This is a genomic window from Blattabacterium cuenoti (genome assembly GCF_014252435.1).
GTDB classification, from domain to species: Bacteria; Bacteroidota; Bacteroidia; order Flavobacteriales; family Blattabacteriaceae; genus Blattabacterium; species Blattabacterium cuenoti_X.
The window spans coordinates 133,270-155,634 of sequence record NZ_CP059220.1 but is presented as its reverse complement, the minus strand read 5'-3'; the positions used below and the strand labels follow the sequence as shown (position 1 = coordinate 155,634).

The 22,365-nt window shown below is 26.0% G+C and carries 18 protein-coding genes; 2 read left to right on the top strand and 16 right to left on the bottom strand.

Going from position 1 to position 22,365, the window contains the following annotated elements; translation table 11 throughout:
* Positions 1–2: 2 nt before the first annotated feature.
* The 12 genes from purH to aroB all read right to left on the bottom strand — a co-directional run bounded on the left by purH (position 3) and on the right by aroB (position 17,274).
* Entirely contained in the window at positions 3–1,532 is a 1,530-nt protein-coding gene (gene purH, locus H0H35_RS00720) for a bifunctional phosphoribosylaminoimidazolecarboxamide formyltransferase/IMP cyclohydrolase (protein ID WP_185883050.1), read from the bottom strand.
* 68 nt (positions 1,533–1,600) lie between these two features.
* A complete protein-coding gene (locus H0H35_RS00715) occupies positions 1,601–2,158 on the bottom strand; it encodes a formyltransferase family protein (protein ID WP_185883049.1) in 558 nt (185 codons plus the stop codon).
* Positions 2,155–3,138 (bottom strand): phosphoribosylformylglycinamidine cyclo-ligase, encoded by a 984-nt coding sequence (purM, locus tag H0H35_RS00710; protein WP_185883048.1) that lies wholly within the window; start codon positions 3,136–3,138, stop codon positions 2,155–2,157. The genes H0H35_RS00715 and purM overlap by 4 nt, the downstream gene beginning before the upstream one ends.
* A 14-nt stretch (positions 3,139–3,152) precedes the next feature.
* Positions 3,153–4,610, bottom strand: coding sequence for an amidophosphoribosyltransferase (gene purF, locus H0H35_RS00705; RefSeq protein ID WP_185883047.1), 1,458 nt, complete (start codon positions 4,608–4,610; stop codon positions 3,153–3,155).
* Positions 4,611–4,659: 49 nt separating this feature from the next.
* The gene (purC, locus tag H0H35_RS00700) at positions 4,660–5,388 is read right to left on the bottom strand and encodes a phosphoribosylaminoimidazolesuccinocarboxamide synthase (protein WP_185883046.1); all 729 of its coding nucleotides are present in this window, start codon (positions 5,386–5,388) and stop codon (positions 4,660–4,662) included.
* A 3-nt stretch (positions 5,389–5,391) separates the two neighbouring features.
* Positions 5,392–5,880: a 5-(carboxyamino)imidazole ribonucleotide mutase gene (gene purE / locus H0H35_RS00695; protein WP_185883045.1), complete on the bottom strand. Its 489-nt coding sequence runs from the start codon at positions 5,878–5,880 to the stop codon at positions 5,392–5,394.
* 21 nt (positions 5,881–5,901) lie between these two features.
* Complete coding sequence (locus H0H35_RS00690) at positions 5,902–9,618, bottom strand: phosphoribosylformylglycinamidine synthase (RefSeq protein ID WP_185883044.1); 3,717 nt, start codon at positions 9,616–9,618, stop codon at positions 5,902–5,904.
* 47 nt (positions 9,619–9,665) lie between these two features.
* The gene (gene purB, locus H0H35_RS00685) at positions 9,666–11,081 is read right to left on the bottom strand and encodes an adenylosuccinate lyase (RefSeq protein ID WP_202985179.1); all 1,416 of its coding nucleotides are present in this window, start codon (positions 11,079–11,081) and stop codon (positions 9,666–9,668) included.
* Positions 11,082–11,093: 12 nt separating this feature from the next.
* A complete protein-coding gene (locus tag H0H35_RS00680; protein WP_185883043.1) occupies positions 11,094–12,401 on the bottom strand; it encodes an adenylosuccinate synthase in 1,308 nt (435 codons plus the stop codon).
* Between the two features lie 66 nt (positions 12,402–12,467).
* The gene (gene ruvB / locus H0H35_RS00675; RefSeq protein ID WP_185883042.1) at positions 12,468–13,433 is read right to left on the bottom strand and encodes a Holliday junction branch migration DNA helicase RuvB; all 966 of its coding nucleotides are present in this window, start codon (positions 13,431–13,433) and stop codon (positions 12,468–12,470) included.
* A gap of 191 nt (positions 13,434–13,624) precedes the next feature.
* On the bottom strand, positions 13,625–16,084 hold the full coding sequence (gene gyrA / locus H0H35_RS00670; RefSeq protein ID WP_185883041.1) for a DNA gyrase subunit A: 2,460 nt from the start codon (positions 16,082–16,084) through the stop codon (positions 13,625–13,627).
* A 74-nt stretch (positions 16,085–16,158) separates the two neighbouring features.
* Complete coding sequence (gene aroB, locus H0H35_RS00665) at positions 16,159–17,274, bottom strand: 3-dehydroquinate synthase (RefSeq protein WP_238892351.1); 1,116 nt, start codon at positions 17,272–17,274, stop codon at positions 16,159–16,161.
* Between the two features lie 228 nt (positions 17,275–17,502).
* Between aroB and H0H35_RS00660 the strand changes: the two genes are divergently transcribed.
* Positions 17,503–18,147: a DedA family protein gene (locus H0H35_RS00660; RefSeq protein WP_185883171.1), complete on the top strand. Its 645-nt coding sequence runs from the start codon at positions 17,503–17,505 to the stop codon at positions 18,145–18,147.
* Here the strand turns inward: H0H35_RS00660 and H0H35_RS00655 are convergent.
* The 3 genes from H0H35_RS00655 to H0H35_RS00645 are packed head-to-tail and all read right to left on the bottom strand — an operon-like array spanning position 18,140 to position 20,129.
* On the bottom strand, positions 18,140–18,595 hold the full coding sequence (locus H0H35_RS00655) for a nucleoside deaminase (protein WP_185883040.1): 456 nt from the start codon (positions 18,593–18,595) through the stop codon (positions 18,140–18,142). The genes H0H35_RS00660 and H0H35_RS00655 overlap by 8 nt on opposite strands.
* The gene (locus tag H0H35_RS00650; RefSeq protein WP_185883039.1) at positions 18,595–19,188 is read right to left on the bottom strand and encodes a 50S ribosomal protein L25; all 594 of its coding nucleotides are present in this window, start codon (positions 19,186–19,188) and stop codon (positions 18,595–18,597) included. The genes H0H35_RS00655 and H0H35_RS00650 overlap by 1 nt, the downstream gene beginning before the upstream one ends.
* Positions 19,188–20,129 (bottom strand): ribose-phosphate pyrophosphokinase, encoded by a 942-nt coding sequence (locus H0H35_RS00645; protein WP_185883038.1) that lies wholly within the window; start codon positions 20,127–20,129, stop codon positions 19,188–19,190. The genes H0H35_RS00650 and H0H35_RS00645 overlap by 1 nt, the downstream gene beginning before the upstream one ends.
* An 85-nt stretch (positions 20,130–20,214) precedes the next feature.
* Here H0H35_RS00645 and H0H35_RS00640 point away from each other — a divergent pair, with 85 nt between their 5' ends.
* Positions 20,215–21,012, top strand: a complete 798-nt coding sequence (locus H0H35_RS00640; RefSeq protein ID WP_185883037.1) for a thymidylate synthase — start codon at positions 20,215–20,217, stop codon at positions 21,010–21,012.
* Positions 21,013–21,029: 17 nt separating this feature from the next.
* Here H0H35_RS00640 and thrC read toward each other — a convergent pair whose 3' ends face one another.
* On the bottom strand, positions 21,030–22,352 hold the full coding sequence (gene thrC, locus H0H35_RS00635; protein ID WP_185883036.1) for a threonine synthase: 1,323 nt from the start codon (positions 22,350–22,352) through the stop codon (positions 21,030–21,032).
* Between the last annotated feature and the right edge of the window lie 13 nt (positions 22,353–22,365).

The window sequence follows — 22,365 nt, the reverse complement described above, 5'->3', positions numbered from 1 at the left end:
CACTAATGTTTAAAAGATCTTCTTCCAGTAAAAGCCATTGCTATTCCATGATCGTCGCAAGCTTGGATTGATTCCTTATCACGTATTGATCCTCCTGGTTGAATGATTGCTTGAATACGGCCAGATCGTGCTACTTCGTCTACAACATCACGAAAAGGAAAAAAAGCATCAGAAGCTAAAACCAACCCATATTCATTTTTTTCTAGAGATCTATTGATAGCTTGACGAGCTGCCCATATTCTATTAGTCTGACCTCCAGATATTCCTAAAGTTTGTGTTCCTTTAGTTATAACAATTGCGTTAGATTTTACATATTTTACTACTTTTTGTGCAAAAAATAAAGATTTTTTTTCCTCTTCAGAAAAAGATCGTCTTGTTACTAAATTATAATGTTTTACATCAGGTACAAAGTAATCTGACTCTTGTATTAATAAACCTCCATCTATTTGAACAAATTCTAATAATTCAGAAATCGTAGAGGAATTCATTTGAATAATGATTAATTTTTTTTTCTTTTTAAGTATTTTTACGATTTCTAAGTCATAACTTGGAGATATAATGACTTCTAAAAAAATATTTGTTATTTTTTCTGCTAATTTCTTTGAAATAGGTTTATTAACGGCCAATATTCCACCAAAAAAAGAAATAAAATCAGCGTCATAAGTTTTTTGAAAAGCTTCAAAAATATTTTTTCCTAAAGCAACACCACAAGGAGTACTATGTTTTACTGTACAACAAGCTGGATCTGAAAATTGAGATACGACTTTCCAAGCTAAATCTATATCTCTTAAATTATTAAAGGAAAGTTTTTTTCCATTTAATTGTTCAAAATTTTTCATGGATCCTTGACTTGTTTGGTTAATATAATAAGCAGATTTTTGATGTGGATTTTCTCCGTACCGGAGATTCATTTTTTTTTTATAAGAAAAATGCATATGATTAGGAAATTTTTCTTTTTCATATAAAAAATTGGAAATATTCCAATCATAGGTTGAAGTAAAATCAAAAGCCTTTCCTGCTAATTTTTTTCTTAATTTTAATGAGGTGTTTCCCATTGTTTCGATTTCATATTGAACGTATTTCAAATCATTAAAGTCTATGATAGGGGTAACATAAAAAAAATTTTTAGCAGCAGAACGAATCATAGCAGGTCCTCCTATATCTATAAAATCTATTATAGAATCAATGTCCATATTTTTTTTTTGATATTCGCAAAATGGATAACAATTAATTAATACAATATCAATAAATGGAATATTATGTTTTCGAATATATTTAATATGATGTTGAATAGTTCGATCGGATAAAATTCCTGCATAAATATTAGGATGAAGGCTTTTTACTCTTCCGTTCAAAATTTCGGGAAAAGATGTCACATCTGATATTTTTAAGACTTTTTTAAATCCGTTTTTTTTTAGATATTGGAATGTACCATCAGAAGAAATTATTTGATATTTTTTATCCATTAAAAAATGAACAAATTTCAGTAATTTTTCATTTTTGTTATAAACACTAACTAAGGCATTTTTCATAATAAAAAATCATATGATAAATGATTAAAAATTTTCATTATTTTCAAATGTCATTGTTTTTTAGAAAATTAAAAATTTTTAATCGATTGAATTAATATTTCTTTTTCGATAATAGATATTTTTTTTGATAAGGAATGACATGTTTCTTTAGGTTCAATATGACATGATTTCTTCATAATGATTGTTCCTGAATCTACGTTTTTTGTTACATAGTGAACTGTTGCTCCTGATGTTTTTTCTTTATTTTTCAGTACTAATTCATGAATTTTTATTCCATACATTCCAATTCCTCCATATTTTGGTAAAAGAGATGGATGAATATTAATAATTTTTCCTTTCCATTTTTTACAAAAATTAGGATCTAATATAGATAAGAAACCGGAAAGAACTATAACATATGGAATATCCTGCTTTAGGATATCATGTATTCTTTCCGATAAAAATTTATTTCTTTTTATAGAAAAAGTTTTTATTTTTTTATTAGAGGCATATTTTATGGCTTTACACCATCTATCAGAAATTACGGTATTCACTATAAAATCTGATAAGAAACCATGATTTATGGATTTTAAAATATGCATCATATTAGTTCCATTTCCAGAAACTAAAATAGATATTTTTTTCATTTTAAAAATACTTTTTTATCTCCTTTGACAATTTTTCCAAGAACGAATGGTTTTTCTCCTATTATCCGTAATTCTTTTAATAAAACATCTACATTATTTATAGGAACAGTAACAATCATTCCAACTCCCATATTAAAAGTATTCCACATTGTTTTATCAGAAATCTTTCCTTTATTTTGAATGACATGGAAAATATAAGGAATTGGAATTTCTTTAGTTTCTACTAACGCTGATAATTTTTCTGGTAAAATTCGAGTTAAATTATCTGAAATTCCACCTCCAGTAATATGAGATATTCCATGTATAATAATTTTTTTATGTAAAATGTGAGAAATCGAATGATAATAAACACGAGTTGGAATTAAAAGTGTTTCATAAAAAGGTTTTTTATTAACAATTTTCATGAAATCTTTAAAAGAAAATATTTTTCGAATTAAGGTAAAACCATTACTATGAATTCCTGAAGAAGGAATTCCAATTAATATATCATTTTCTTGAATTAATTTGTGACCATCTATAATATGATCTTTTTCTACTATCCCTACACAAAATCCAGCAACATCATAATCATATTTTAAATAAATTCCGGACATTTCTGCAGTTTCACCTCCAATAAAACATGTATTATTGTTTTTACAAGAAATAGCTATTCCTTTTATTATTTCTTCGATAACAGAAATATCTAATTTTCCACAAGATAAATAGTCTAAGAAAAATAAAGGAGATGCTCCATGACATAAAATATCATTAATACACATAGCAAAACAATCTTTTCCAATTACATCATATTTTTTAAAAATTGTAGCTAAATGAAGTTTGGTTCCTACTCCATCTACTCCAGAAACTAAAATGGGATGTTTATATTTACCCTGATCCAGTTTATAGAATCCGGAAAAATTTTCTAGTGTACCTAAAACTTGATCATTGTAAGTTTTTTTTAAAATATGGGCCATTTTTCCCATTATTTTATTTTTTTTCATGAATGAAGTTTTGATTAAAAAATGTCAGTTTTAGAAACTGGATAAGTTCCTGTAAAACATCCGAAACAATAATGATTTCCACCTAAAATATCTATTAAATTTTCCATACTAAGAAATTCTAAGCTATCTACATTTAATATTTTTGCTATTTTTTTTTTGTCCATATTTTGATATGAAATCAGATCTTTTTTTCTTGGAGTATCAACTCCTAAATGACATGGAGCTATTATCGGTGGGGAAGCACTTCTAAAATGAATTTCTTTAGCTCCTGCTTTTCTCAATATGTCTACTAATATACGACTAGTAGTTCCTCGAACGATAGAATCATCAATAATGATAATTTTTTTTCCTTTTATTTCATATAGAATAGGGTTTAATTTTAAATTCACCATTTTTTCACGAATTTCTTGTTTTGGTAAAATAAAAGATCGACCGATATATTTGTTTTTTACTAAAATAGGTTTAAATGGAATTCCTGAGGCTTTAGAATATCCTATAGAAGCTGGAACGCCAGAATCTGGTACGCCGATGACAACATCTGCTTCTACAGGATATTGTTCATAAAGTTTTTCTCCACTTTTTTCACGAATTTTATAAATACTCAAATTTTCAATTAAAGAATCAGGACGGGAAAAATAAATATATTCAAAAGAACATATTCTTTTTTTTCTATATTTTTTTTTCGAAAAAAATGAAAAATGAGTAGATTTTTTTTTTGTAATAATTATTTCTCCTGGAAAAATATCTCTAATATAGAAACCACTTACAGAATCTATTCCACAAGTTTCGGAACTAAATATATAAGTTTTTTCATCTAACATTCCATAACATAAAGGTCGGATTCCATTAGGATCTCGAAATGCAGCTATTTTATTATCCATCAGTACTATAACGGAATAAGCTCCTTTTATATCCAAAGTTGTTTTTCGAATAGCTTGTTCAAGATTATTGTTATAGATCGATAAATATTTTTGGATTAAACGTAATATCACTTCTGAATCGGAATATTCCGATATAAAGTTAATACCTTCACATTCTAATTGATTTCGAATATCTTTAGCATTGATCAAATTTCCATTATGTACGATAGATATCGTACTTTTTCCAAAATTATTTTCTCCAAAAAATGGTTGAATGTTTTTTTTACTTTGTCCACCTTCTGTCGAATAACGCGTATGTCCAATAGCAGCATTTCCATAATAACATTCGGATTTAGTAGAAATATTACGAAAAAAATCTAAAACTAGTCCATCATTTTTATGAGATATAATAAATCCATCTCGCAAAACAGAAAAACCACAAGCTTCTTGACCTCTGTGTTGTAAAGCAAATAAACCAAACTGTATTAAGGATAAAGTATCTATTTTGTCTGGAGAATAGACTCCAAAAATTCCACATTCATCACGAAATTTATCCGCATCATCGTCTATATTGTTTTTATCTAAAATATAAGGAGGTATTTTATATATCATCTTTTTTTTTCTTTGAAAAAAGAAAATATGGTTCCATTATTTTGTTCTATTAAATTGTATGTAATCTTCTTAAAATTTCCATATATATATCGAACATATCCTTACTTTTTTGGATTCCTTTTCTAAAAACATCTTTATCTAATTTTTTCATAGTTTGTTTATCCCATAATCTACAAGTATCTGGACTTATTTCGTCAGATAATACAATTTCATTTTTATAATTTTTTCCAAATTCTATTTTAAAATCTATTAATATAATATTTTTTGAATTAAAAAATTTTTTCAGAATTTTATTAATTTTTTTCATCATATCATAAACGAAATTTAATTCTTCGTAAGAAATGATCTTTAGAAAAATTGCATGATGATCATTAATCAATGGATCATTTAATTCATCATTTTTATAAAATATTTCATAAATACTATTAGGTATTTTTTCCCCTTCTTTGATTTTCAAACGTTTGGAAAGACTTCCTGATACAAAATTTCTTATCACAAATTCTAAAGGAATCATATTCATTCTATGACATAATTGTTCTCTATTATTGATTTTTCGTATAAAATGAGTTTTTATACCAGATTTATTAAGGAAATCAAATATGAACGTATTAATCTCATTGTTTAGAATTCCTTTATCTTGGAAAGATTCGTTTATCATTCCATTTAATGCTGTAATATTATCTTTATAATGAAGGATAACTTTATATGAATTTTTCATTTCATATATTTTTTTTGTTTTTCCTTCTGATAATAGTTTTCTTTGATTGAGATTATTCATGATTCAATATTGATTTTTGATTTTGGTAGTTAACTGATATTGTAAATCTGTCCTAAACTTTACCAATAATTTTTTTATGTGGGGATACTTAATTGATAAAATATGAATGGATAATAAAGCAGCGTTATAAGAGTTATTGATTCCTACAGTGGCTACTGGAACTCCTTGAGGCATTTGAACTATAGAAAATAAAGAATCAAGACCTCCTAATGAACCATAATTATTTTTACAATATAGAGGAACTCCTATAACGGGTATGATAGTTCTTGAAGATATTATTCCAGGTAAATGTGCAGATAAACCTGCTCCAGCAATAATCACATCTGTTTTTTTGTTTTCTACTTTTTTTATCGTATTTATTAATTGATCTGGTAATCGATGAGCAGAAATGATATAAGATATATAATCTACATTAAATTTTTCTAATAGTTTTTCTGCTTTTTCCATGTTTGTTTTATCAGAATCACTTCCCAAAAAAATGGCTACTTTCATGTTTTATTTTAATGATTTTTTTTATAAAAAATATTGTACAGCATTTTTAAAAATGGAATATTTATGAATATTAGGTATATTTTTCAATAGTCCATTATCATAACGTTCTGGATGAGTCATAGTTCCATAAATATGTCCATTTTCGCTTAATAATCCTTCTATAGAATGGATTGATCCATTAGGATTATACATTCTATCTAAAGAAGGATTTCCCTTTAAATTTACATATTGAGAAGCAATTTGATTTTTATTAAAAAGAATATTAATTACATTATTTTTAGCATAAAAACGACCTTCTCCGTGAGAAATTGGTAATGTATATATTTTATTTTTCATTCCGTTCAACCATGGAGAATGATCCGAAATTATTTTTATATGGACACATTGTGATATATGTTTGTTTATTTTATTTCTGATTAATGTAGGAGAAAATTTGTTTCTTAAACAAATTGTTCCATAAGGTAATAATCCTGTTTTTATTAATCCTTGAAATCCATTACAAATACCTAATATTAATCCATTTTTATTAAGAAATTTTTGAATAGATTCTTTAATATGCGGATTCTGTAATATAGAAACAATAAATTTTCCAGCACCATCTGGTTCATCTCTTAAAGTAAAACCCCCACAAAACATTAGAATCTGCACAGATTCTATACATTTTTTAATGTTTAATATAGAATGATAAATTTTTTGATCACTAAAATCTTGAAAAACAAAAGTTTTTATCAAGGCTCCTTCTTTTTGAAAAATACGTATTGATTCCATTTCTCCATTTGTACCTGGAAAAATAGGAATAAACACACGAGGTTTTCCTATTTTAGGAAATTTGCATCCTTTTTTGGTATGAAAATGATGCATTTTTTTTGTAAATATGTTTTTTTTTTTCTTGTTGTTATGTTGTATTTTGTGATATTCTTCATAAGAAAAAATTGGATGAAAAGTTTTCATCCAATTTTGAATAGCATCATCAATATCTATGCATAGATCATTAAAAATCATGTTTTGAGATGAAATAATTTCCCCTATTAAAATAAAATTATCTTCTGATATATAAGTATTAGATTCAACAATTAAAGATCCAATATGAGTTTCTAATAAATTATTTTTACAATTTATAGATGCTCCTAAACGATTTCCAAAAACCATAGTTGCGATAGCAATAGATATCCCTCCATCTTTCAATGTTTTGACCGAAACAATATCTCCTGAGCATATTCCTTTATAAATTCGATGATAAGCTTTTTTAATAGAATCAAAATTTGGCATTTCATTAGGTAGTGGAATGTGATTATATAAATATATTTTGTTTCCTATTTTCTTAAATTCAGGAGAAGTGATATTTAAACAAGAACCTACAGATATTCCAAAAGATATAAATGTTGGGGGTACATGAAATTTTTTATATGTTCCTGACATTGAGTCTTTTCCTCCTAAAGATGCTAATTCTAAAGACATTTGAGCATGATAAGCTCCTAATAAAGAAGAAAATGGTATACCCCAATTTTTTGGATCCGATCCTAATTTTTTATAGTATTCTTGGAAACTAAAATAAATATTTTTATAATTTCCTCCCATTGCTACAATTTTGGATACACATTCTACTATGGAATAAGCTCCTCCATGAAAAGGGCTCCAACTTGAAACATATGGATGATAACCCCAAGATGCTAAACTAACTGTATCCGTTTCACCTTTTTTGATAGGTATTTTGTGGACACTTCCTTCAGAAGGAGTTAATTGATACTTTCCTCCAAAAGGCATGAGTACAGTCGTCCCACCTACAGTACTGTCAAAAATTTCGACTAAACTTTTTTGAGAAGCTATATTTAATTTAGAAAGAGTATGTAAAAAAATCTCCTTATTAAAAGAAATTTTTTTTGATTTTTTAAAAGGAGAAATAGAAATTGGAGAATGTACTACAACTGAATTTTTTTTACTAAAACCTCCAGTATTTAAAAAAGAACTGGAAATATCCAAAATTTTTTTTTTTTTGTAAAAAAAAATAATTCGACCATTATCTGTAATTTTAGCTATAGGAATAGGTATAATATTTTCTTTTTTAGCTAGTTTTATGAATTTATCAACATTTTTGGGGTCTAACACAACAGCCATTCTTTCTTGAGATTCAGAAAGTGCTATTTCTATTGCTTTCATATCTACTTTGTTTTTTATCGGTATTTTATCTAAATAAAGTTCTATACTATTATTTAATTCACTTATTGCAATAGCTGCTCCTCCTGCTCCAAAATCATTACATTTCTTTATCAAAATGGTCACATTTTTTTTTTGAAAAAATCTTTGAATTTTTCGTTCTACTAAAGGGTTTGCATTGTGTTTTTTTATATTTTTTTTTAAAATTTTATTTCCTTCTTGAGAAGAATCTACTGCACTTCCTATTCCTTCTCTATCTGTCAAACCACCTATTAATAATACTATATCTCCATTTTTTGGTTTTTCTTGTTTTAGACAATCAACTGGAGTAGCTCCAATAACAAAACCTACTTCCATTCTTTTTGCTCTGTAACCTTCATGATAAATTTCATGGATATGAGTAGTAGATAGTCCAATTTGATTTCCATAAGAACTAGATCCATTAGCAGACTCTATACATATTTTATGTTGAGGTATTTTGCCATAAAATGTTTCATAAATGGTGGGATTTGCAGATCCACTTATTCTAATAGATTGATAAACAAAAGATCTTCCCGATAGTGGATCGCGTATCGCTCCTCCTATACAAGTATAAGCACCTCCAAATGGATCTATTTCTGTAGGATGATTATGAGTTTCATTCTTAAATAGAAGATACCATTTTTCTTTTTTTTTATTTTTAATATTCACATCTATTGAAATCATAGAAGCATTATTTTCATATGATAAAGCATAATGTTTCAATTTTCCTGTTTTATAAAACATTTTATATGGTAAAGTAGATATATCCATGAAATTTATGGGATAATCCGATCTACCTACATCATATCTATCTCTTAGATATTGATTGAAAACATTTTGATATGTATTTTTTAATGAACCATGAAAAGATATATTTTCTAATTTTGTAAAAAAAGTGGTATGTCTACAATGATCAGACCAATAAGTATCTATAACATGTAATTCCACATTGGTTGGATTTCTTTTTTCTTTAATAAAATATTTTTGAACAAATAATAAATCCATAAAATCCATGGATAATTGATGGTTTTTATGAAATTTTATCAAATTTTCATGAGTCAATTGAAAAAAATTATTTAATATATTTTTGTCCTTACTATAATCATGATCAATTTTAATATTTTTATTTTGATAAGAAATAATCGAACCATAATTGTTATGTTGATGAAAAAAATTTTTGATCTTATCAAGATCTATTTTTTTACGTAGACCAATCAATTCTATTAATGAATTCGTTGTGATAGAAACATTAGATTGAGGATATAATGTTTTTATGCATTTTTCAGAAGCTTTTTCTCGAATTTCATCTTTATATGATAGTAATTCAAAATGAGGATTTGTAAAAATTTTTTTTTGATATAAAATATCTGTAACAGGATCTGCAAATAACTTCCATAGGCTATTCAAAAAAAGATCTTTTTTTATATTAAAAATGTGATAAACATAATAAATGATTACTTTTTTTATGGAGAAAAAATCATTATTTTTACATAATTCATAATGTAATTTTTTTGATTTGATATCAAAATTATCTTTTTTTCGTACAAAAATTTTGAAATTCATATTTTTCAAATATATTTATTTAAAAATAGATATTGAAATTTTGTAACCTATTCATAGGTCTGAATAAGATGTTGATATTTATTTAATACTGGATTTACTTGTAAATTAATAAATTCTAAAGTTTGTTCTGGTGAAAATCCTATAAGATTTTGAGGGTTAACAATTCGATTCATTATTTCATGAGAAATTGGAATATCTTTATCGGATAAAATTCGATCTATAAAATCATTTTCTTTACCTTCCGCTTTTACTTTAAAATTTGTTAACATTGAATGTTTTCGTATTTTTTCATGGATTTCTTGTCTATCCAATCCTTTTTTTACAGATTCGATAATAATACGTTCAGTAATTAAAAATGGAAGTTCTCTCTTTATATTTTTTTGAATAATTTTAGGATATACGACTATATTTTTCGATATATTTTTCCAAATAATTAATATAGCATCTACGGATAGAAACGATTGAGGTAGCACTATTCTTCGATTTGCAGAATCATCTAAAGTCCGTTCTAACCATTGTGTTGCAGATACTATTGCAGAACTATTTGATAAAGAAATAACGTATTTAGCTAAAGAAGCTATTCGTTCGCTATATATGGGATTCCTTTTATAAGCCATAGCACTAGATCCAATTTGTTCTTTTTCAAAAGGTTCTTCTATTTCTTTTAAATTCTGTAATAAACGGATGTCATTACTAAATTTATGAGAAGATTGAGATATATTGGATAATAAATTTAATACTTGGGAATCTATTTTTCTATCATAAGTTTGTCCAGTTATAGAACAATCTTTTTTGAATCCAAATTTATTGGACAATCTTTGATTTAATATTTTGACTTTTTGTAAATTGCCATTGAATAATTCTTTAAAACTATCGCATGAACCTACAGTTCCTTTTACACCTCTAAAATGAATATTTTTTAATCGAAATTCCAATTCTTCTATATCCATTAGCAGACTATACATCCATAAAGATGAACGTTTTCCTACAGTAGTTAATTGTGCAGGTTGATAATGAGTAAATGATAAAGTAGGAAGATTTTTATATTCTAGTGAAAAATTTCTTAGATGAAAAAGAACATTAATCATTTTTTTTAACAATAATTCTAGTCCATCTCGAATAAGAATGAGATCGGTGTTGTCTCCTAAATATGCACTAGTCACTCCTAAATGAATAATTGGTTTTGCTATTTTTGCTTTTTCTCCTAATGCATATAAATGAGCCATGACATCATGGCAAAATTTTTTTTCAAAAAAAGAAACCCTTTTCCAATCAATATCAAATAAATGATGTTTTAAATCATTTATTTGATGTTGATTGATATTCAATCCTAATTCTCTTTGGATTTCTGCTAAATAAAGCCATAATTTTCTCCAAATAATGAATTTTTTTTTTGGAGAAAAATTATAAATCATTTCTTTACTGCTATAACGTTCGATTAAAGGATTTTGATACTTTTCCACAAAAATATTTTTTTAAGAAAAAATTTTAATAAAAGAAGATTGGTCTTTAATAATATTTTGGTCCCTTTCTGATCCTACTGAAATTAAAAAACATTTTAAATTTAGATAACTTTCAATAAATTTTATATAATTTTTACAATTTTTAGGTAATTGATCGTAATCATTTATATGAGATATATTTTGTTTCCAACCTGGTAGTTTGATAAAAATACATTTCAATTTATTTTTTTCCAAATCAATATTTGCCGGAAAATAATAAATGAATTTTTCATTCATCTTATAATGAATACAAATTTGAATGAAGTCTAACCCACTTAATACATCAAGTTTTGTAATAATTAGATGGGTAATTCCGTTAATCATACAAGAGTACTTCAGAGCAATTAAATCTAACCATCCACATCGTCTAGGACGATTAGTAGTAGATCCATATTCATTTCCTTTTTTTCGAATCATTTCTAATACATGAGAATCTAAAATTTCTGTAGGAAATGGACCATTTCCTACACGTGTACAATAAGCTTTTGATATTCCTATAAAATTTTCTAAAAAACTTGGTGGAACTCCTGATCCGACACAAGCACCTCCAGTGGTAGTAGAAGAAGTAGTTACATAAGGATATGTTCCGTAGTCAATATCTAAAAGTAATGCTTGAGCTCCTTCAAATAATATTTTTTTCTTTTTTTGAAACGCTTGATGAATAGTGGAAACAGAATCAATAACTCTATTTTCAAAATATTTTGCGTATTCTATATATTCATCATAAATAGATTTGAAAGATACTGGTGATTGTTTGTAAATCTTGGTAATAATCAAATTTTTGAATTCAACATTATACTTCAATTTATTATAAAATTTGTTTTTGTCTAAAAGATCTAACATTCGTATACCAGTACGTGAAACTTTATCTTCATAAGTAGGTCCTACACCACAATGTGTAGTTCCAATAGACTGTTTTCCTAAGGACCATTCTTTGTATTGATCTAAAACACCATGATATGGCATGGTAATGTGCGCTCTTTTGGAAATAAATATTTGAGATATATCAATTCCTATTGATTCCAATTTTTTGAATTCTATCATTAAAGATTTAGGATCTATAACAACTCCGGGACCAATGATGCATTGAACATGAGGATAAATGATTCCAGAAGGAACTAAGTGAAGAATAAAAGAGCAATTTTTAATATGAATAGAATGTCCTGAATTATTCCCCCCTTGATAACGGATTACATAATCCGAATTTTTTGATAATAAATCCGTTATTTTTCCTTTTCCTTCATCTCCCCATTGTAATCCAACAATAACATTTGAAGGCATGAAATTTGTATTTTTTGATACTTTACTAACAAAGTTAGTTTTTCTAAATAAGAAAATAAAAATATTTTATTTTTTTTTGTAAAAATCTGGGTTCAAACGTTGATAAGCTAATTCAGTTATTTGTCGTCCTCTAGGTGTTCTGATTAAATATCCTTCTTGAATTAAAAATGGTTCATATACTTCTTTGATTGTCTCTGAATTTTCATTTAAAACTGTTGATATGGTATTAATTCCTACTGGACCTCCTTTAAAATACTCCATGATGGATATGAGTATTTTGTGATCCATTTCATCTAATCCATATTGATCTACATTAAGTGATTTCAATCCTAAATTACATATATCAATATCAATTATACCATTTCCTTTAATTTGAGCAAAATCTCGTATTCTACGAAGAAAAAAATTTGCTATACGTGGAGTCCCACGACTTCTATTCGCTATTTCTAATGAAGCTTCTTCTGTTATTGGTATATTCAATATTTTTGCACTTCGAAACACAATATATTTTAATAATTTTTTATTATAATAATTCAAACGAAAATTAATTCCAAATCTGGATCGCATAGGTGCCGTAAGTAATCCAGACCTAGTAGTTGCACCTATTAATGTAAATGGATGTAAATCAATTTTTACTGATCTAGACTTTGAACCAGAATCGATAATAATGTCTATTTTATAATTTTCCATTGCAGAATATAAATATTCTTCAACAATAGGAGATAATCGATGAATTTCATCTATGAAAAGAACATCATTCAATTTTAAATGAATAAGTAAACCAGCTAAATCAACTGGTTTATCTAAAACAGATCCAGATGTAGTTGTGATATTTACACATAATTCATTGGCTACAATATGAGAAAGAGTAGTCTTACCTAATCCTGGTGGTCCATGAAAGAGAATATGGTCCAAAGCTTCTTTTCTATTTTTAGCAGCTTGAATGAAAATTTTTAAATTTTTCAATATATCATCTTGTCCAATAAAATCTTGAATATTGATCGGATTTAAATAGATATCTGTGGATGACATAATAAATTATGTTTATTTTTTATCATAAAAATCATAATATTTTTGAATAAAAATGATATGTTTTCGATAAAACAAAATTTAAAAATGTTTTCAAAAATATTGAATATGTATAGTAGGATTAAAATTCTATATAATTCATCATAAAAAATAATAGTATTATTCCAAATACACAAATAATATATTATGTGAATTTAATTTAAAATAGGTTTTCTATATACGGCAACATCAGCTATGGAGTCCTTTTTTTTTAAGTTAATAAGTCTCACTCCTTGGGTTGCTCTACCCATTATTCTAATGTCAGAAACAGGTATCCTGATCATGATTCCAGATTTTTTAATAATCATTAAATCATCTTGTTCTGTTACATTTTTGATAGAAATTAATTCACCAGTTTTTTTAGTGACATTTATTGTTTTAACTCCTTTTCCTCCACGATTAGTTATCCGATAATTTTCTAAATTGGATCTTTTTCCAAATCCTTTTTCCGATACTACCAATAATTGTTCTTTTTTATTTTTATTAACTACTCCTACATAAATCATTCCCACTACTACATTTTCTTTTCCAGAAAAATTGATTCCTATGACTCCAGAAGAATTTCTACCAGTTTTTCTAATATTTTTTTCTGAAAAACGAATAATTCTACCACTATTTAAAGCAATAAAAACGTCTCCATCTCCTCTAGTTAAAATAGCTTCTAATAAAGAATCTCCCTTTCGAATTACAATTGCATTAATACCATATTTTCTCGGTCTCGAGTAATGACATAAGGAAGTTTTCTTTACAATTCCTTTTTGAGTTACCATCATGACATAATAGTCTTTAATATATTTTTTATCCAAAATATTTCCTGTTAAAATATAAGCGTTTACTTTATCATTGTTTTGAAGATGTATAATATTTTGAATAGCTCTTCCTTTCGATATTTTAGATCCTTCTGGAATGTCGTAAACTCTTAACCAAAAACATTTTCCTTTTTCTGTGAATAAAAGAAGGTATTGATGATTAGTAGCTACAAGTAAATGTTTAAAAAAATCAAATTCCCTAGCCATAGCAGCTCTATTTCCTATACCACCCCTACCTTGACGTTTATATTCTGATAATGATGTTCTTTTAATATAACCGGCATGAGATATAGTCAATACTACTTGTTTATTTTCAATTAGATCCTCAGTATGTACTTCTTTTCCAAAATAATCTATTTTTGTTCTACGAGGATCTTGATATTTTTTTTGAATATCTAATAATTCTTTTTTTATAATATGAGTTCTTATAGAATGATCTTCTAATACATCTTTTAAACATTTTATTTTTTCTTTTATTTCTTGATATTCTTCTTTAATTTTATTTTGTTCTAAAGATGTTAAATGTTGTAAACGTAAATTTAATATAGATTTAGATTGATCTTCAGATATTGAAAATTTTTTAATTAATTGACTACAAGCTTCTTTCTTAGTTTTAGAATTTTTAATTAACGTAATCATTACGTCTAAATAACTAAGTATTTTTAAAAAACCCATTAAAATATGAATACGACTTTTATACTTATTTAATTCATATTTTGATCTACGAATAACAACATCATGCCTGTGATTGACAAAATTTATAATAATATCTTTGATATTCAGTTGTACAGGTTTCCCATTAACTAAGGCTATCGTATTCACATTAAAATAAGTCTGTAAAGAAGTGTATTGAAATAATTTATTTAGTAAAATATTAGGATCCGTATTTTGTTTTAAAATATAGACAATTCGTAATCCTTTTCTATCTGATTCATCCCGTATTTGATAAATTCCATCCATTTTTCCATCTTTCATTAATCCAATTGTTTTTTCTATCATATCGGATTTATTCACTTGATAGGGAATTTCATCTACTATAATACATTGTCTTCCTTGTATTTCTTCAAAATGAATTTTAGCCCTTAAAATAATACGCCCTTTTCCGGTGTGAAATGATTTTTTCACTCCATCATATCCATAAATGATTCCACCTGTTGGAAAATCAGGAGCTTTAATATATTTCATAATATGTTCTATAGATAAATGATTATTATCTATATAAGCACAAATAGCGTTTATAGTCTCTTTTAAGTTATGTGGAGGTATATTTGTTGCCATTCCAACTGCAATTCCAGAAGATCCATTAATCAAAAGATTCGGAATACGTGTTGGTAATACATCAGGTTCTTCCAAAGAATCATCAAAGTTTAAATGCATATCTACCGTTTTTTTATGGATATCCAATAACATTTCTTCAGAAATTTTTTGTAGTCTGACTTCTGTATAACGCATTGCTGCTGGAGGATCTGCATCTATAGAACCAAAATTACCTTGTCCATCTATTAATGGATAACGAAATGTCCACTGTTGAGCCATACGAACCATTGTATCATAAACGGATATATCTCCATGAGGATGATATTTTCCTAAAACTTCTCCTACAATTCGAGCTGATTTTTTATAAGAACTATTTGAAAACATACCTAACTGATATAATCCATATAAAACTCTTCTATGTACAGGTTTTAATCCATCTCTAGAATCTGGAAGAGCTCTAGATATAATGACAGACATAGAATAATCTATATAAGAAGATTTCATTTCATCTTCAATATTAATAGGAATTAATTTTTCTCCTTCACTCATGTTTTTTTTTATAAATGTTTTTTCAAAATAACTAAATATAAATTCATGAAAAATAATAGATGTTTAAAATCCATTTAAAATCCAAAAATTTCCTTAATTAAAGGATAAGAAACTGGACAATTATATGAACATTGACCAATTTTTTTCAATAAAGAAAATTGAATTTGATTTTTTTCATTTTTTTTATCATGTTTCATAATCGAAAATAAATTGTCGACTTCTGAATGAGAAATTTCTTTTTTTTCATAATTTAAAAAAGATAATACAGATTTTATTTCTTTATATTCATCCATAGATAATCCATTAATTTTATAAGAAATGATGGATTCATATATCATTCCCATAGCGATAGCTATTCCGTGTAAAATTTTATATTCTTTTTTTGAAAGAAAAAAACTTTCTATGGCATGCCCAATAGTATGCCCAAAATTAAGAATTTTTCTTAAACCTTTTTCTTTAGGATCATTATATACAATTTTTTGTTTGATTATAATTGATCTGTAAATTAGATTATTCCATTCTGTTTTATTTTGATATATATTGATTCCATCTATTTTATTTTTGATAACATTTTCTTTTAAATCCATCCAAAATTGTTTATCTGCTATTAATCCATGTTTTAACATTTCGAATATTCCAGAAATAATTTCTTTCTTAGAAAGAGTTTTTAAAAAACTGATATCAATTATTAAAAATTCCGGAGAATAAAAAGATCCTATTTCATTTTTAATACAATTAAAATTAATTCCCGTTTTATATCCTATTGAAGCATCAACCATACCTAATAATGTTGTAGGTATGTTGATAAAACGGATCCCTCTTTTAAATATAGAAGCAATAAAACCACCGATATCCGTTATAACTCCTCCACCCAAATTTAAAATTAAACTTTTTCTGGTACATTTATATTTTTCTAAATAATTACATATTTGAATACAAGTATCAATATTCTTTTCATGTTCGCCTGGTTTAATTTGAATAATATTCGATTTTTTTAAAAAACTTAAATGATGAAATAGGATAGGAAGACAATATTTTTTTGTAAAATGATCTACTAAAATAAATATTTCTTTTACAGATTCTACTTGATGAAGTAAGTATATTTTCAGTTTTTCATATGCTTTATCAGAAAAAAATACAAAATTATCAATTTTTTTCATTTGCATATTATATGCATTTGCATGATACATCAAATTATTAATTTTTTATTAATCAATACAATTAAATATTTGGTATAACCAATATATGATATATATAATACCTATTATTAAAAATAGGATATTAGGAATCCATTCTAAAATATTCATCAATTTAGTCATATACTCCATAAAAAAAATATATTTTAATAAAAAAAAATTTTGATAGTAAAAAATATTATAATATATAAAAAAATGGAAACATTCAATTTTTTCTACATTATCTTAGATGTTTGGGATTTTTTTCAACATCTATTTAATCCTAGATGGATTTTTTTGTATTTTGGAAATACAGCTTTATTTATTATACTAGCTATTGTTTTTGCAGAAACTGGTTTTTTTATAGGATTTTTTTTACCAGGTGATTCTCTATTATTTACTGCTGGAATTTTTGGAAATGATTTATGTAAAAATTTTTATAATGTACCTTTTTTTGTTATTATTTTGATCGTAGCTTCTGTTGCTATTCTTGGAAATATACAAGGTTATTGGTTAGGATATAAATCTGGAAAATTGCTGTATAAAAAAAAAGATACTTTTTTCTTTAGAAAAAAATATCTCATTTTAGCTAGAATATTTTATAATAAGTATAAAACTACAGCATTAATTATGAGTAGATTTATCCCTGTATTTCGTTCTTTTGCTCCTATTGTAGCTGGAGCAATTCGAATCAATTTTAAAAAATTTATGATATATAATGTGATTGGTGCTTTAGCATGGACTTTTTCTATCATGTTATCAGGACATTATTTAGATAAAAGTTTTCCTCAGTTGAAAAATCATCTTGAATGGATTATATTATCCATTGTATTAATAACATCTTTTCCTATTATTTTTAAAATGAATAAAAAAAAAATAATTATTTAAACATTTTTTTTTGAATTCTACGAATAAAAAAAAATTTTTGTATTAAGTATTGACATTGTTCTTCCATTATACCAAAAATAAATTTTGTTTTTGGATGTAATTTGATACCATAATTTAAAAAACCGATTTTAGAATGGTTATTTGCTCCACAAACCACTTTTCCTATTTTGGACCAAAACAATGCTCCAGCACACATTATACATGGTACTATTGTTACATACAATGTACATTTTTTTATATACTTTACTCCTAAGTGACTAGAAGCTAAATTGATTGCTAACATTTCAGCATGTGCTGTAATATTTTGGAAGGTTTGAGTTAAATTATGAGTTTTCGCGATTACTACATTTTGATAAGTAATAGCGGCTCCAATAGGAACTTCATTTTTATATAAGGCTACTATAGCTTCATTAATAGCAACTTTCATAAATTGAATATCATGATTCATTACTTATTTGATTCTTTATCTTGTTCTTCTGTTGTGTTTTTAATAATAGTTCGAGATATTTTCACGCTAGCAATTAAAGTTTTCATAGGTAATAATATTTGATATGTTTTATTATGAATATTTTCTACTGTTATTTTACCTCCGATATTTAGATTACCAATGTCTATATGAATGGCATCTGGTAAATCTTGTATTTTTGCTTTTACTTTTATTTTTTTTAAAGGGGAATAGAATGTGCCACCTTTCGAAACTCCTATAGGTCTTCCAACAAATTTAATAGGAATTTCTATGATAATTGATTTCAATGGATCAATTTTATAAAAATCTATATGCAAAATTTGATCGTTAATGGGATGCATTTGTACTTCTTTACGAATCGCTTTAATATTTTCGTTGAATTTTTCTAATTGAATAATAAATCCACATAGTTCGGATCTATATATCACTTTTTTCAAAGTATCTAAAGAAATCGAAAATGGAATATTCATATTTTTTCCATATAAAATACATGGTATTCTACCAGAAGATCGAATGATACGTAATTCTTTTTTTCCAGTATTTCTTTTGTTTCCATATATATTAATGTATTTCATTAAATAAAGAATTTATTACTAATTGATTCGTCTTTTTGTACTGAATGCATTACTTCTGCAAAAAGCGATGAACAGGATAAAACTTTTATTTTATTCATATTGTATTGATGATGTTTGATTGGAATCGTATCCGTAACTACTAGTTCTTCTATAGATGAATTAACTATTCTTTGATAAGCATCTCCTGATAAAACTGGATGTGTAGCTATTGCTCTTACACTTTTAGCTCCTTCTTGTTTAATTAAATTAGCTGCTTCTGTTAATGTTCCAGCTGTATCTACCATATCATCGATGAGTATAATATTTTTGTTTTTTACTTCTCCTATTAAATTCATAAACTCTATTTCATTTGCTTTTTTTCTTTCTTTATAACAAATGACTACATCCGTTCCCAGATAACCTGCGTAGCTCCTAGCTCTTTTTGCTCCACCCATGTCAGGAGAAGCTATAGTTAATTGATTTATTTTCAATTTATTAATATAATGAATAAATATTCTAGAAGCATATACATGATCTACGGGGATATCAAAAAATCCTTGTATTTGATCTGCGTGCAAATCCATAGTCATGACTCTATTCGCACCAGATGCTACCATTAAGTTTGCTATAAGTTTTGCTGCTATAGGGGTCCTTGGTTGATCTTTGTGATCTTGTCTTGCCCATCCAAAATATGGAATAACCAGAGTAATTTTATAAGCAGAAGCTCGACGAGCTGCATCACACATGAGTAATAATTCCATTAGGTTATCTACTGGAGGAAATGTTGATCCGATTAAAAACACTCTACATCCTCGAACTGATTCTTCAAATCGAGGAGTATATTCGCCATCGTTAAATTCTAAAAATTTAATTTTACCTAGTAAAGTTCCATAATAATGAACTATTTTTTTTGATAATTTTAATCCACTTCTTGTTGAAAAGAAGAGAACTTTTTGATTCATAGCTAATTTATATTTTTTATGCAAAAATACTCTTTAAATTAAAAAATAAATAATTAAAAATTAATTTTTTATATATTAAAATATTATGAAACAATATATAGATTTATTACAAAATGTATTGAATAATGGATATAGAGAAAAAGATAGAACTGGAATAGGTACGGTTAGTATATTTGGATATCAAATGAGATTTGATCTAAAAAAAGGATTTCCACTTTTAACTACGAAGAAATTAAATATACGATCGATTATATATGAATTATTATGGTTTATTAAAGGAGATACTAATATCCAATATTTACAAAAAAATAAAGTAACTATTTGGAATGAATGGGCTGATGAAAATGGAAATCTAGGTCCTATATACGGATATCAATGGAGAAAATGGCCTACTTATAATGGAGGTAATCCTATTGATCAAATTGTCAATCTTATAAAAGAAATAAAATCTAATCCAAATTCACGACGTTTAATTGTTTCTTCTTGGAATGTTAGTATGATTCAAAATATGGCACTACCTCCATGTCATTTATTGTTTCAATTTTATGTAAGGAATAAACAGTTATCGTTGTTATTATATCAAAGAAGCGCAGATATATTTCTTGGATTACCCTTTAATATAGCATCTTATTCTTTATTACTTCTTATGATAGCTAGAACTTTGAATTTATATGAAAAAGAATTTATTCATACTATAGGAGATGCTCATATTTATAATAATCATATGAAACAAGTAAAAATTCAAATAAAAAGAAAACCTAGACCTCTTCCAGAAATGGTGATTAATCCAAATGTGAAAAATATTTTCAAATTTTCTTTTGAAGATTTTTATTTAAAAAATTACAATCCTTTTCCTCATCTCAAAGGAGATGTTGCGATATAATATGATATAAGTTGGTTTTACCTATTTAATAACCAATATTTCAATGAATTAAATGTATTTGAAATGGAGAATATATTTTTTGGTTTTCTATTTTTTAGGGTGAATTTTTTTAATTTTTTGGATATAACAATACTATTTTTCAAAGAAGAAGGCATACAATGATAAAATTTAATGGGATGAGCTGTTTCTAAAAAAACATAAGTATAATCTATTTTTTTTTCTTTTTTCATATGTTTTTGAATACCTAGATATCCAATAGCACCATGTGGATCTAACATATATTGGTACTTATTCCATATTGATTCAATAATATCTAAAGTTTCTTTATCTGTAAATTGATAAGAATAAAAATTACTTTTCAATTTCATCATATTTTTTTGATATAAAAAATTCCATATTCTTGGAAAATTACTGGGATCTGAAATATCCATTGCATTTGATATTGTTTTTTTTACCGAAGTTGGATTATATTTTCCAGATTGCATAAATATTGGTATCGTATTATTAATATTAGTCGAAGCAATAAAAGTATTTATAGGTAACCCCATTTTTTTAGCTATTATTCCTGCGCATACATTTCCAAAATTTCCACTTGGAACTGAAAAAATTAATTTTTTATAATTTTTTTCATATAAAATTTTTTTATAAGAAATAAAATAATAGAACATTTGAGGTAATAATCTTGCTATATTAATAGAATTTGCAGAAGTTAATGTATATTTTTTCTGTATTTCTTTATCTAAAAAGGATTGTTTTACCATTTTTTGACAGTCATCAAAACTCCCATTTACTTCGACAGAATAAATATTCTCTCCTAGAGAAGAAATTTGTTTTTTTTGTAATGAACTAATTCCATTATATGGATATAAAATTATTACTTCTATTCCTGCTTTTTTATAAAAACCTCTAGCGACTGCACCTCCAGTATCACCAGAAGTGGCTACTAATATTGTTATCATTTTTCCTATTTTTTTATGAAAAAAACTCAAACATTCAGACATAAACTGAGATCCAACATCTTTGAATGCTAAAGTAGGACCATGAAAAAGTTCCAGTACATAAATATTATCATGAATTTTTTTTAACGGAAATGGATAATTTAAAGTATTATGTATGATATCATATATAAATTTTGTAGGTATGGATTTTTGTATATATGGTTTTATAACGGAAAACGATATATGATTTATATCATCATCTGAAATGTTTTGAATAAAATGAGAATCCAATAAAGGAATAAATTGAGGTACATATAAACTTCCATCTGGAGATAACCCATTTAAAAGAGCATCTTCAAAGGATACTAAATTATTATGATTTTTTAGACTGTGATATAACATAAAAATTATTTTA